This window comes from Cupriavidus sp. GW823-FHT07B10 (assembly GCF_058794355.1).
The window spans coordinates 121,248-134,152 of sequence record NZ_JBXAGS010000009.1 but is presented as its reverse complement, the minus strand read 5'-3'; the positions used below and the strand labels follow the sequence as shown (position 1 = coordinate 134,152).

Here is a 12,905-nt window from a genome sequence, read left to right as displayed (position 1 = left end):
TCAGTCCCCCTTCGCGGTGTGCAGCATGGCATGCTGGTCTTCGAGCCAGTTCTGCACCTCGAGCACGTCGAGCACGTCGGCGTATTTCAGCATCAGGTCGGTCAGGTTGGCGAAGTGGTAGCTCTCATGCTTGTCGGCCACGCACTGCTCCGGCACGATGGTGCGATACCCGCGTGACAGCGAATCCACCGCCGTGGCGCGCACGCAGCCCGAGGTGGAGCCGCCGGTGATGACCACGGTATCCACCTGGTGCCACACCAGCAACGACTGCAGCTGGGTCTCGAAGAACGCCGACGGCATCTTCTTGCAATAGACCACGTCGCGCACCGGATCGACGTCGACGCGGCTGTCGAACTGCGCGCGCTCCGACCCATGCTTGATGTTCTGCAGCGAATCCGGCGTATCGGTGCGGGTGCCCCAGATGCCCGCATCCTCGCCGGACGCCATGTACGCCACCCGCGTCCACACCACCGGCCAGCCCAGCGCCCGGAAGCGCCGCGCCAGCCCGTTGATATGCGCCAGCTGCGCGGGATCGGTCTCGTACGCGGTCTTGAAGCGGTCGGTGCAGGTGTAGGCGTTCTGCAGGTCGATATTGACCAGCACCGCCTTGCGCCCGAAGCCGAAGCGCGCCCGGCTGGGGTTGGCCCTGACCTCCTGCCAGATCTGGCGCGCGGTCTTGTCTGACAATTCCATCGGTTTGACTCCGTTCTTTGCTTCTCTGATTGCTGGATGGGCGCGCTCACACGCCCAGGTAAGCGGCCCGCAGTTCAGGGGCTGCCAGCAGCGTCCCGGGCGTACCGGAGAACCTGACTTCGCCGTTTTCCAGCACGTAGGCCCGCGAGGCGATTTCCAGCGACAGCGCCACGTTCTGCTCGACCAGCAGGATCGACAGTCCTTCCTTGTGCAGGCGGCGGACCAGGCCGAACATCTCCTCGACCATCAGCGGCGACAGCCCGAGCGAGGGCTCGTCCAGGATCAGCAGGCGCGGATCGCCCATCAGGCCGCGGCCGATGGCCAGCATCTGCTGCTCGCCGCCGGACATGGTGCCGGCGCGCTGGCCCAGCCGTTCGCGCAGGCGCGGGAAGGTATCGAGCACCCATTCCAGGTTGGCCTTGAGCTGGCGCGTGGCGCGGCGGCAGGCGCCCAGCTCCAGGTTCTCCAGCACGGTCAGGTTGGGGAAGATGCAGCGCCCTTCGGGCACCTGGATCAGTCCGGCGCCGACGATGTCCTGCGGCCGGGCCCGGCTGACGTCCCGCCCGTCGAAGCGGACCGTGCCGGAGGTGCCGGACACCAGGCGGCAGGCCGTGTTGATCAGCGTCGATTTGCCGGCGCCGTTGGCGCCCAGCAGGGCCACGATCTCGCCGCGATTCACCTCCACGCTGACGCCGTGCAGCACCTGCACCTCGCCGTAGCCGCTGTGCAGCCCTTGCACCGACAACAGGGTCTCAGGCATGGGCGGCCGCCTCCTGCTGCGCGCCGATGCGCTGCGCCATGCCGTGGCCCAGGTAGGCCTCGATCACCTGCGGGTCGCGCGTCACCTGCGCGGGCGAACCCTGCGCGATCAGCCGGCCGCCGGCCAGCACGAATACGTCCTGCGCCAGGTTCATCACCGCCTGCATCACGTGCTCGATCATCACGACGGTCACGCCGTCGTCGCAGATGCCGCGCACCACCGGGATCATCGCGGCGATTTCGCCGGGGTTGAGCCCGGCCAGCACCTCGTCCAGCAGCAGCACGCGCGGCCGCGTGGCCAGTGCGCGCGCCAGCTCCAGGCGCTTGCGCCCGGCCACGGTCAGGCTCGAAGCGCTCTTGTGCAGCTGGTCTTCCAGCCCGACCCGGCGGGCCACTTCATCGGCCTGTGCCAGCGCCACATTGCGGCCGCGCACATGCAGGTGCGCGCCGACCGCGATGTTCTCGCGCACGGTCTGCCCGGCAAACGGCTGCACGATCTGGAAGGTGCGCGCCAGCCCGAGCCGGCAGATGACATGAGGCGCGAGCCCGTTGAGGGTGCGGCCTTCCAGCTCCACCGTGCCCTGCGTGGGCGCGAGGAAGCCGGACAGCATGCCGAACATGGTCGACTTGCCGGCGCCGTTGGGGCCGATCAGGCCGGTGATGCGGCCGCGCGCAATGGACAGGTTCACGTCCTGCACCGCCGCCAGGCCGCCGAAGCGGATCGACAGTCCGTGGGTCGAAAGTATGGTCCGCATCGTCATTTCCCTTGCCTTATGTCCTCGCCTTGCGCACCGATCCGGCCGCCCCGGCCAGGCCCTGCGGCAGGAACATCACCATCAGCACCAGCAGCGCGCCGTAGATCACCAGGCTCACGCCCGGCACATCGCCCAGCGCATTGCGCGTCAGCTCGTTGAGCAGCTGCAGCGCCAGCGCGCCGAGCAGCGGGCCGAACACCGTGGCGGTGCCGCCGATCACCGCCCCCACCAGCGCGGCCACCGAAAAGGCCGGACCGTAGGCGATATGCGGATCGAGGTATTGCAGGTACTGCGTATAAAAAACGCCGGCCGCCGCCATCAGCGCCGCGGACATGGCAATGGCTACCAACTTGACGCGCAGCACGTCGATGCCGAGTGCCTTCGCCGCGTCCTCACTGTCCCGCACCGCCATCAGGCAGGCACCGAAGCGCGACCTGCGCAGCCACCACGAGAGGAGAAGGCCCGCGGCGACGAACGTCAGGATGAACCAGAGGTAGCCAGCCTTGCCGGCAAACTGGAGATGCAAGGCACCGGGCTGCAACGGCAACTGCATGCCTGCGCCGGCACCGGTAAAACCGACCGCATTGGCCACGATGCGCAGCACCTCGGCCACCGCCAGCGTCGCCAGCGAGAAGTACGAACCCTTGAGCCCGTAGCGGAACGACAGCACGCCCACGCCGACGCCGGCGAGCGCGCCGACGCCGGTCGCCAGCACCAGCGCCAGCCACGCATTCATGCCGAACGCGACCTGCAAGATCGCCATGGCATAGGCGCCGGTGCCGAAGAACGCCGCGTGGCCGAACGAGAACTGCCCGCCAAAGCCGCCGAGGATGTTCCACGACTGCGCCATCAGCGTCATCAGCAGCACCATCACCAGCAGGTTCAGCGCGAAGCCGGAGGACAGCCACAGCGGCGCCGCGGCAAAGCCGGCCAGAACGATGGCGATCCAGCCGAGCGTGGGAAGAGAAGAAATTCGATTCATGTCAGGCTCCTCGAGTCACGCCTTCGCGCCGAACAGGCCCTGCGGACGGAACAGCAGCACCAGGATGAAGATCAGGAAAATGCCGACCTGGCCCAGGCTGTCGCCCAGCCACAGGCCGCCCAGTGACTCGACCACGCCGATCAGCAGGCCGCCCCACAGCGCCCCGGCGAAGCTGCCCATGCCACCCAGCACGACCACGGTGAAGGCGATCAGCACGAAGCCGTCGCCGACGCGCGGATTGACGTAGTAGGCCGGCAGCAGGAAGCAGGCGGCCGCGCCCAGGCAGGCCAGGCCGATGCCGAAACTGAGCGCATAGACGCGCTCGACATCGATGCCGACCACGCGCGCGCCCTGCTTTTCCCTGGCCACCGCGCGGATGGCGCGGCCCAGCGTGGTGCGCCGGATCATCAGCATCAGCAGGCCGCAGGCCAACAGTGCGCCGGCGAAGGCGATCACCTTGGGCAGCGCGATCGATGCACCCAGCAGCTCGACGGTGGACAGCGCATAGGGCGTGTCGATGGTGTAGGTGTCGGAGCGGAACAGGTACAGCGCCAGGTTCTCCAGCACGATCGAGATGCCCAGCGTGACCAGCAGCACGTTCTGCTCGTTGCCGCGACTTGCCCGCGCGATCAGGTGGCGCTGCAGCAGGTAGCCCGCGGCGAACATGGCCGGCAGCATCACCAGCAGCGCCGCGTAGGGATCGACATGGAGCCGGGTAAAGAGGAAATAGACGCCATACAGCGCCGCCATCAGCGCGGCGCCGTGGGCGAAGTTGACGATATGGAGCACGCCGTAGATCAGCGTCAGGCCCAGCGCGACCAGGGCATAGATCGCCCCGGTGGTCAGGCCGTTGAGCCAGGAGGCCCAGAGTATCGGGATATCGAACATGTAATGCGTTCCTCGCGGCAACAGGAGTCCAGCGGTCGGGAAGCGGGCTTCCCGACCGTAGCGACTAGGGATAAACGGCGTACCGGCGCGACCGGCGTGAAGCGCTTAGCTGGCCGGCAGCGGGAACACCGCGTCGACCTGCCGGTAGGCGTTGGGGAAGACCACCTTGATGTCGCCATCCACCACCTGCGTCAGCAGCGGCTGCGCGCCGGTGTTCTGGCCGTTGACGAAGCGCGTCGGCCCGTACGGCATGAAGTGGCTGCTGAAGCTGCTGCTGGCGAGCGCTTCGATCACGCGCTCGCGCTGCGCCGAGCCGGCGCGCTCAATGCTGTCGGCCAGCAGCATGGTGGACGCATAGGTGCAGAAAACCTCGTAGGTAAAGAACAGGCCGCTGGCCTCAACGCGCTTGCGCAGCGCAATGGCGCGAGGATCCCTGGGGTTGTACCAGTGGTTGCAGTCCAGCACATGCTGCGCCGCCGCCGGGAACTCCTTGATGAACTTGAAGCTCGACGCCGCGCCGCCCAGCACCGAGTAGACCGCCTTGGGCCGGAACTTCTGCTGCTGCATGGTGCGCATCAGCAGGGCGTACTCGTTGTAGTAGTTGGCCGCGATCACGATGTCCGGATTGGCCGCCTTCATGCGTAGCACGATATTGCTGAAGTCGCGCGTCGGGTTGGCGTGCTTGACCACCTCCTTCACCTCGAAACCGAACTCCGGCAGGCGCTGGCTCAGCAGCTTGGCCGTGCCACTGCCGAACAGCGATTCCTCGTGGATGATCATCGCCGTGCGCGCGCGGTTGCCGCTGAGCTGGTTGAGCGTGCGCAGGTTGCTCATCGCGGTTTCGGTGGCGACCTTGTAGCCGGGGCCGAAGCGGAACGTGTTGGTCAGGCCGCGCTCGACGATGGCATCGGCCACGCCCACGTCGACCACATGCGCCAGGCCATGCCGCGCCGCCGCCTGCGTGGTGGCCAGGCAGATCGCGCTGGCATAGGCGCCGACCACGGCGCTGACGCCGGCCTCGTTCATCTTCTCGACTTCGGCCGCGCCGATCTCCGGCTGCGACTGGGCATCGCCCAGCACCGCTTCCAGCCTGGCGCCGCCCAGCGACTTGATACCGCCGGCGGCGTTGATGTCGGCGATCGCCAGCAGCGCGCCGGCACGGCATTGCGTGCCGGAAAACGCCAGCGCTCCGGTGACCGGATGCAGCACGCCGATGCGCACCGGCCTGGGCTGGGCCCGTCCGATCTGCGGCGCCAGCGCACCGGCGCCAAGCAGCGCGGCCTGGCCCAGGAACCGGCGTCTTGCCGGATAAGTCTTGGTCATTTCTGTCTCCTCCCGATTTCTTGGATCACCGCGTCGCGGTGGATAGGTCGCGCGCAAGCCAGATACGCGCCTTGTCTTCGCCAGCGCGCGTCAGCGCCATGCGGTAGTCGTAGCATTGCGGGCGATACAGGCCGCTGAGCCACTGGACCGGGTTGCCGTCGACATCGCGCACCACGCGCACCACCGACAGCAGCGCCGCACCCACCGGCTCGTCCAGCAGCGCCGCGGCCTGCGCGTCGGCCAGGCAGCAGGACAGCGTCTGGTCGGCGTGGCCGATGCGAACCCCGCCGTCTTCCAGCAGCGCCAGCATGGGCTGCTGCTGCAGCGCGCCCGGTGTCAGCAACAGCGCCACGTGCGGCGGCGACCATGTCGTGATCAGCGAGACCGGTTCGTCCCGGTGCAGGCGCACGCGCATCACGTGCAGGGCTTCGTCCCGCTCCGCCAGCCGCAGCGCCTCCCGGACGTGCGTGGGGCAGCTCCGCATGCCGAAATCGACCACCCGCACCGAGGTGCCGGCGACGACTTCGAGCAGGCTGTCGAGCAGGCCGCACATCTGCGCTGGTGGCCTGTTCAGCCGAACCTGCTCGATATTGACGAATGTCCCCTGCCCGGGCCGCCGGTAGATCAGGCCTTCCTGGAGCAGCTCGGCTAACGCCCGCCGCACCGTCACCCGCGCCACGCGATACTGCTCCATCAAGCGGAACTCGGCCGGCAGCCCGCTCTCGTCGTATAACCCGTTCAGGATTTTCTGCCGCAGCACCAGGTAAATGCGGTGATACCGCGGCATCGGCGAATTTTGGTTTCCCATAAATGGCGGCTGCTATCTTTCGACCCGTTGAAATTTATCGGTTCACCGACATCGGATACTTCCCGTTCAGGCCAATTAGTCAAGGGAATATCGGCTCTGAAGCATGGACCGAAAGATATATCAGTATTATTGTCGCTTCAATAGGACAATTAATAGGACATCGTAGATATTTTCCCCAGTGAGACATGGAATGAAAGCCAGCCCTTAATAAAAAGTCAGGGGTCGTCCGGATTACTCAGTAAATGCTTCAGACGTTCCGGAAACACCAGCGCGAGCCGGACAGCGCCAGGCATGGCGCACCAACAAAAAGCCCCGCCATCAAGGCGGGGCTGAAAGCTGCTGACTGGGGTTTCGTTGGCGGCCCGAACGACATCTGGCAGCTACCCCGGCAGCGCACTCCGGATCAGCAGGTTGACGCGTTCCGGCTGCTCATGGATCACCCAGTGCGTGCCCTCGGGGATGCGTTCCAGGCGCAGGTCAGGCACGAAGTCGCCCAGCCCGTCCACCAGCGACTTCGGCAGCGCGCGGTCGCGTTCGCCCCAGATCACCAGCGTGGGGACCTTGACCACAAACGCGGCCGGATCCAGGCGCGAGATATCGGGCGGCGGCTCGCCCTCGCCCGGCGGGTGCATGGGCGAGGCGCGGTAGAAATTGACGCCGCCGGTGAGCGGATGGACGCCGGCGTCCTGGCCTTCGCCCGGCTGGGACCATGCCGCGTGGTACCTGGCGCGCGTCTCCGGCGTGTACCATGCCGCCGGCTTGCCGTCGGCATCGGCAAGCATCCGGTCCAGCAGCGCGAAGTCGTTGGCGGCCAGCGCCTTTTCCGAGCCCGGCTTGCGCAGCCAGTTCATGTAGGCGGAAGCGGCCTGCTGCTCGGGATCGGTGGCCAGCGCGCGCGCAAACAGGTACGGATGCGGCGAGTTGACGATGACGAGCTGGCGCACCAGCTGCGGGAACTGGATCGCCAGGTTCCAGCAGATCGCCCCGCCCCAGTCGTGCGCCACCACCACGGCCTGGTCATAGCCCAGCGCGCTGACCAGCTGCACCAGGTCTTCGACGATATGGCGCGGCCGGTAGGCCTCGACCTCGGCGGGCTTGCTCGACAGGTTGTAGCCGCGCAGGTCCGGCGCCACGGCAAAATGCGTGCGTCCGAACTCGGCCAGCTGGGCCTCCCATTCGAACCAGAATTCAGGAAAGCCGTGCACGAACAGCATCAGCGGCTTGCCGCGCTCGCCCGCGCTGGCGTAGTGCAGGCGGGTGCCGTTGGGCAGCGTGGCGTACTGCAGGTGGCGGATCACGGCGGCGGGGGCAGCCATGTTGTTCTCCATATGCGGTCCTCCTCGTTGTGGCGTTGTGCTGGCGTCAGCCGCGCAGCGCGGCAACGAGGCCCGCGCGGACCTCGGGCTTGTCGGCAAACGGATCGCCGGGATTGCGCTGCCCGACGATGTCCTCGAAGCGCTGGCGCACGGGGGCGAGCGCCTGGGGGTGGGAATAAATATAGAAGCTTTCGTCGCGGATGGCATCGAAGGTCAGCTGCGCGACCTCGGCGGCGGTCACCTTGCCGGAGCCGACGGCCTTGTCCGACAAGGCCTGCGACACCAGCTGCGAACGCGTCGGCGGCGCCTGGTTGGCCAGGTCGGCGGGCCGGTTGCGCTGGGACTGGTTGATGCCGGTGGGCACAAAGTACGGGCACAGCACCGAGCAGCGCACCTGCTCCGTCACCAGGCCCAGGTCCTGGTACAGGGTTTCGGTCAACGCCACCACCGCGTGCTTGGACACGTTGTACACGCCCATTGCCGGCGGGTTCAGCAAGCCCGCCATCGACGCCGTGTTGACGATATGGCCCTGGTAGGCCGGATCCTTCTCCGCCGCGGCCAGCATCAGCGGCGTGAAGATGCGCACGCCGTGCACGACGCCGTACAGGTTGACGCCCAGCACCCACTCCCAGTCCTTCTCGGAGTTCTCCCAGATCAGGCCGCCCGCGCCCACGCCGGCGTTATTGAACAGCAGGTTGACCTGGCCGAAGGCCTCGATGGCGGCATCGGCCAGCGCCTGCACCTGGTCGGCACGCGAGACGTCCGTGCGCAACCCGATCACCGGCACATTGCGTGCCTTGAATTCCGCCACGGTCGCGTCCAGCGCGTCTTCCTGCACATCCGCCAGCACCAGCTTCATGCCGAGGTCGGCGGCAATGTGGGCAAACTCCTTGCCGAAACCCGAGGCGCCGCCGGTAATGACAGCCACCTTGTTGGAGAAGTCCTTCATATCGTCTGTCCTGTCGCGTGATTCGTTTTGGGAAACGGCGGGCCGTGTGCCATGCGCGCTCAGGCGGCGCGCTGCACCTGGTAGCCCTGCCGCGGGAAATGCACATTGAGCGCGCCGGCGCGCGGGTCCTGGCGGCGCAGCGTGACGCGGCGCGCGCTCAGCGCCAGCAGCACGCCGGCCACCGGGTCGCGCGCATAGTCGGTCGGCGTGACGGTGACGGCGTCGCCGGCCTGCAGGCCGGCATCCACGACCACGCCCTCATCCAGCGCCAGCGGATCGGCACTGCGCGCGGCGCCGATCGCGTCCTCGCTGTCGATCACGCGCGGCCGGCCATGGCCGAAGGTGTTCATGCGCGCATACCAGGCCTGCAAGCGCGGATAAGCCTCCAGCAGCTGCGCCAGCGCGCCGGCGCGGCGGATAAACCAGAGGTTGTGGTACAGCGAGAAATCGGCAACCGACAGCGCCGGCCCGGCCACATGCCCGATCCCGGCAGCGAACTGCGTTTCCAGTTGGCCGAACGTTTCATGCAGCAGCGCGGTGGCTTCGGGCAACGGCATGCGCAGCGCATTGGTGTCGCCACGCATGGCCTTGCGGTCCGCGCTGAAGGCCTGGACCTGCGCCGGCGACAGGTGGCCCAGCATGCTGGCAACGCCGGCCGGCTGGAACACATAGGTCACCGATGCCGTGAACAGCGCCGCATCGAACCAGGCTGCCGCGACCCGCGCCGCCGCGGCCTGGGCCGGCGGATACAGCGCCGGCGCGGGCGCCAGCGCGTCCAGCACCTCGCAGATCAGCGCGGTATCGCAGTAGATATCGGCACCGACCTGCAGCACCGGCGTGCGGCGGTAGCCGCCGGTCAGCGCCAGCAGGTCAGGCTTGGGCAGGATGGCGGGGATTTCCACCGCGTGCCAGGCCAGTCCCTTGGCGCCCAGCAGCAGGCGGACCTTCTCGGAGAATGGCGAAGTTGCGTACTGGTGAAGAATGATGTCGGCCATGCGATCCAACTCCATGTTTGCCAGCGGGTGCCGTGCGGTTCAGTCCAGCAGGTCCGGCTGCTCCTTGACGATGCGGGCATAGAGCGGCTGGAACTGGAACCAGCCCGCCTGCGCTGTGCCGACGATCGAATAGGCCTGGCGCGCGGCCGCATCGGAGATCAGCTTGAGCGGCGCCTGGGTGCGCGCCGCGGCGGCTTCGGCCAGCAGCTGGACCTGGCAGGAGCGCTCCATGGTGATGAACCACCAGGCGGCTTCGTCCACGGTCTTGCCGACCGTCAGCAGGCCATGGTTCTGCAGGATCGCGGCCTTGTTCTGGCCCAGCGCATTGGCGATGCGCTGGCCTTCGTCGAGCTCCACCACCACGCCGCCGAAATCGTCATAGACCGCATGATCCTGGTAGAACGCGCACACGTCCTGCGTGAGCGGATCGAGCGGGCGGCCCAGCGTGGACCACGCGCGGCCATGGGTGCTGTGCGAATGCGCTGCCGCGACCGCGTCGGAGCGGGTCTGGTGCACGCGCGAATGGATGGCGAAGGCCGCGGCATTGACCGGGTAGTCGCCCTCGACCACGTCGCCGTGGTGGTCGCAGCGGATCAGGTTGGAGACCTTGACCTGGCTGAAATGGACGCCGAAGGGATTGACCCAGAAGGTATCGGGAAACTCCGGGTCGCGCGCGGTGATATGGCCGGCCACGCCTTCGTCGAAACCGAACCTGGAAAACAGCCGGAAGGCCGCGGCCAGGCGCTGCTTGCGGTGCAGGCGCTCTGCGGCGGCGGTGGCGAACTGCGGCGGGCGCGGCAGGTTGCGGTAGCGGGCCTTGACCTCTTCGGGCAGGCCGGCGCCGATCTCGTCGCCGCTCTGGATTTGCGGGGCTTGCGGGGCATTCATCGGTGTCTCCATCTTTTTGGTGAAATCCGTTGCCCGCGGCGCGCCCGGCAGGCGCGCCGCGGCCCTGCATGCGCCGGTCAGACCAGCTTGACCAGCTGCTTGCCGAAGTTCTTGCCCTTGAGCAGGCCGATAAAGGCTTCAGGCGCGCTGGCCAGGCCTTCGGCAATGCTCTCGCGGAACTTGAGCTTGCCCTGGGCGACGGCGGTGCCCAGTTCCTTCAGCGCCTGCGGCCAGACCTCCATATGCTCGGAGACGATAAAGCCTTCGATGGTCAGGCGCGACACCAGGATCAGCTGCGGGTTCTTCAGCGGCAGCGGCTGGCCGTCATAGCCCGCGATCATGCCGCACATGGCGATGCGGCCGAAGGCGTTCATGCGCGTCAGCACGGCGTCCAGGATATCGCCGCCGACATTCTCGAAATAGCCGTCGATGCCGTCCGGGGTGGCTTCCTTGAGCATCTTGTAGAGCTCCTTGGGATCCTTGGCCGCCTTGTAGTCGATGCAGGCATCGAAGCCCAGCTCATTGACCACGTAGTCGCACTTGTCCTTGCCGCCGGCAAAGCCGACCGCGCGGCAGCCGGCCAGCTTGGCCAGCTGCCCGACCACGCTGCCCACTGCGCCGGAGGCAGCGCTGACCGCGATGGTCTTGCCCGGCTTGGGCAGGATGATCTTGTTCAGGCCATACCAGGCGGTCACGCCCGGCATGCCGACCGAACCGAGGTAGGCCGACAGCGGGATATGCGTGGTGTCGACCGGCTGCAGGCCGGTGCCGTCGCTGACGCCCATCTCCTGCCAGCCGAACATGCCGACCACCTTGTCGCCTGGCTTGAACTTGCTGTTCCTGCTTTCCACCACTTCGCCCACGGTGCCGCCGATCATGACCTCATCGAGCGGCTGCGGCGCGGCGTAGGACTTGCTGTCGTTCATGCGGCCGCGCATGTACGGGTCCAGCGACAGGTAGTGGTTGCGCACCAGCACCTGGCCGTCGGCGATCTGCGGCACGGGCACTTCTTCCAGGCGGAAATTGGCCGGCGTCACCGCGCCTTCGGGACGCGAGGCCAGGACGATGCGCTTGAACGTTTTGGACATGGTCGATTCCTTTCAGTAGGAATATATGGAACGGCTTGAATACTGCGTCGGGAAGGGACAGCCGCGCTGCCCCGTCTGCTGCATCGGTGCCGGCGCTCAGCCGTCGGCACCGGTATCGGTCTCACCCGGGCGCTGCGGCGGCATGCGCCGGATGTACTTGAAGGTGCCCGATCCGCGCGCCACGGTCTTGCCGTCGGCGTCGACGATCTCGGCTTCGCAGAACACCATGGTGGTGGTGCGGTGCACGGTGGTGCCGCGCGCGGTCAACGCGCCGCGCCCCGGCGCCATGAAGCTGGTCTTCATCTCGATGGTGACCACGCCCCGGCCATCCGCGTCGCTGCTGCGGCCGGCCACCGCCATGGCCACGTCGAGCAGCGTCATGATTACGCCGCCGTGGGCCATGTCCCAGCTGTTCTGGTGGCGCTTCTCGATCGGCAGCGCGATCTCGCTGCGGCCGCCTTCGGCGAGGTTGCAGGTCACGCCGAGGTCGGCGAGGAAGGGAATGTGGGTCAGGGGGCCTTTGAACTGGTTCATGGCAATTGCGAGTCCGAGAATTAGGTGCCGGCGAGGCCGAGGCCTCGCGCCGGCCCCAAGTTTGAGGGCAATCCGGGATTCCGCCAAGCCGCACGGTGCGGCTTGCCCGGAATGCGCCCTGCCCGGCTCAGACCGCGCTGACGCCGCCGTCCACCGCCAGGATCTGGCCGGTGATGTGTTTGCCGGCGTCGCTGGCAAACAGCAGCGCGGCGCCCTTCAGGTCCTCGTCGTCGCCCAGGCGGTGCAGCGGCACGCCGGCGCACATGGCCTCAACGCCCATGCGCTCGAGCGAGCCCTTGGTCATCTTCGACGGGAAGAAGCCCGGCGCGAGCGCGTTGACGGTGATGTTGTGCTCGCCCCACTCGGCCGCCAGCGTGCGCGTGAAGTTGACCACCGCACCCTTGGAGGTGTTGTAGGCAATGGTCTCCATGCTGCCCGGCGGGTTGCCGGCCAGCCCCGCGATCGACGCCACGTTGATGATGCGGCCGTAGCGGCGCGGGATCATCGACAGCTTGCCGATGCGCTGGCTCAGCAGGAACAGGCCGCGGATGTTCAGGTTCATCACCTTGTCCCAGGCTTCGACCGGATGGTCTTCGGCCGGGGCGCCCCAGGTGGCGCCGGCGTTGTTGACCAGGATGTCGACGTGGCCCAGCTTCGCGATGGCCTCGTCGGCCAGGCGCGCGATCTCCGACTCCTGCGAGCCGTCGGCGGCGATCCAGTCGGCCTCGATGCCGAGCGACTTCAGGTGCGCCTGCGCCGCCTGCAGCTCGTCGGCCTTGCGCGCCGACAGCACCAGGCGCGCGCCCTGCTCGCCCAGCGCCTCGGCAATCTGCAGGCCAAGCCCGCGCGAGCCGCCGGTGATCAGCGCGGTCTTGCCCTTCAGGTCAAACAGTTGCTGGATGGTACGCATATTGTCTTCCTTCGTTC

14 protein-coding genes are annotated in these 12,905 nt (G+C 67.4%); all 14 read right to left on the bottom strand.

Annotated elements, in window-relative coordinates:
- Positions 1 to 693, bottom strand: a complete 693-nt coding sequence (locus tag AC1Q6V_RS19915; protein WP_010810028.1) for an isochorismatase family protein — start codon at positions 691 to 693, stop codon at positions 1 to 3.
- A 46-nt stretch (positions 694 to 739) separates the two neighbouring features.
- Positions 740 to 1,453: an ABC transporter ATP-binding protein gene (locus AC1Q6V_RS19910; RefSeq protein WP_454750091.1), complete on the bottom strand. Its 714-nt coding sequence runs from the start codon at positions 1,451 to 1,453 to the stop codon at positions 740 to 742.
- Positions 1,446 to 2,213, bottom strand: a complete 768-nt coding sequence (locus AC1Q6V_RS19905) for an ABC transporter ATP-binding protein (RefSeq protein WP_454750090.1) — start codon at positions 2,211 to 2,213, stop codon at positions 1,446 to 1,448. The genes AC1Q6V_RS19910 and AC1Q6V_RS19905 overlap by 8 nt, the downstream gene beginning before the upstream one ends.
- A gap of 10 nt (positions 2,214 to 2,223) precedes the next feature.
- The gene (locus tag AC1Q6V_RS19900) at positions 2,224 to 3,189 is read right to left on the bottom strand and encodes a branched-chain amino acid ABC transporter permease (RefSeq protein WP_454750089.1); all 966 of its coding nucleotides are present in this window, start codon (positions 3,187 to 3,189) and stop codon (positions 2,224 to 2,226) included.
- Positions 3,190 to 3,204: 15 nt separating this feature from the next.
- Positions 3,205 to 4,077, bottom strand: a complete 873-nt coding sequence (locus AC1Q6V_RS19895; protein ID WP_011615140.1) for a branched-chain amino acid ABC transporter permease — start codon at positions 4,075 to 4,077, stop codon at positions 3,205 to 3,207.
- Between the two features lie 105 nt (positions 4,078 to 4,182).
- Complete coding sequence (locus AC1Q6V_RS19890) at positions 4,183 to 5,400, bottom strand: ABC transporter substrate-binding protein (protein WP_010810033.1); 1,218 nt, start codon at positions 5,398 to 5,400, stop codon at positions 4,183 to 4,185.
- Positions 5,401 to 5,425: 25 nt separating this feature from the next.
- Entirely contained in the window at positions 5,426 to 6,208 is a 783-nt protein-coding gene (locus AC1Q6V_RS19885) for a GntR family transcriptional regulator (protein WP_011615138.1), read from the bottom strand.
- 380 nt (positions 6,209 to 6,588) lie between these two features.
- Positions 6,589 to 7,536: an alpha/beta fold hydrolase gene (locus AC1Q6V_RS19880; protein ID WP_010810035.1), complete on the bottom strand. Its 948-nt coding sequence runs from the start codon at positions 7,534 to 7,536 to the stop codon at positions 6,589 to 6,591.
- Between the two features lie 34 nt (positions 7,537 to 7,570).
- A complete protein-coding gene (locus tag AC1Q6V_RS19875) occupies positions 7,571 to 8,473 on the bottom strand; it encodes an SDR family oxidoreductase (protein ID WP_010810036.1) in 903 nt (300 codons plus the stop codon).
- Between the two features lie 59 nt (positions 8,474 to 8,532).
- Positions 8,533 to 9,468: a glutathione S-transferase family protein gene (locus tag AC1Q6V_RS19870; RefSeq protein ID WP_010810037.1), complete on the bottom strand. Its 936-nt coding sequence runs from the start codon at positions 9,466 to 9,468 to the stop codon at positions 8,533 to 8,535.
- Positions 9,469 to 9,507: 39 nt separating this feature from the next.
- On the bottom strand, positions 9,508 to 10,356 hold the full coding sequence (locus tag AC1Q6V_RS19865; protein ID WP_010810038.1) for a class II aldolase/adducin family protein: 849 nt from the start codon (positions 10,354 to 10,356) through the stop codon (positions 9,508 to 9,510).
- A 77-nt stretch (positions 10,357 to 10,433) separates the two neighbouring features.
- Positions 10,434 to 11,444, bottom strand: coding sequence for an NADP-dependent oxidoreductase (locus AC1Q6V_RS19860; protein ID WP_011615136.1), 1,011 nt, complete (start codon positions 11,442 to 11,444; stop codon positions 10,434 to 10,436).
- Between the two features lie 96 nt (positions 11,445 to 11,540).
- Positions 11,541 to 11,978: a PaaI family thioesterase gene (locus AC1Q6V_RS19855; protein ID WP_010810040.1), complete on the bottom strand. Its 438-nt coding sequence runs from the start codon at positions 11,976 to 11,978 to the stop codon at positions 11,541 to 11,543.
- A 127-nt stretch (positions 11,979 to 12,105) separates the two neighbouring features.
- The gene (locus AC1Q6V_RS19850) at positions 12,106 to 12,888 is read right to left on the bottom strand and encodes an SDR family oxidoreductase (protein WP_010810041.1); all 783 of its coding nucleotides are present in this window, start codon (positions 12,886 to 12,888) and stop codon (positions 12,106 to 12,108) included.
- Positions 12,889 to 12,905: the final 17 nt, after the last annotated feature.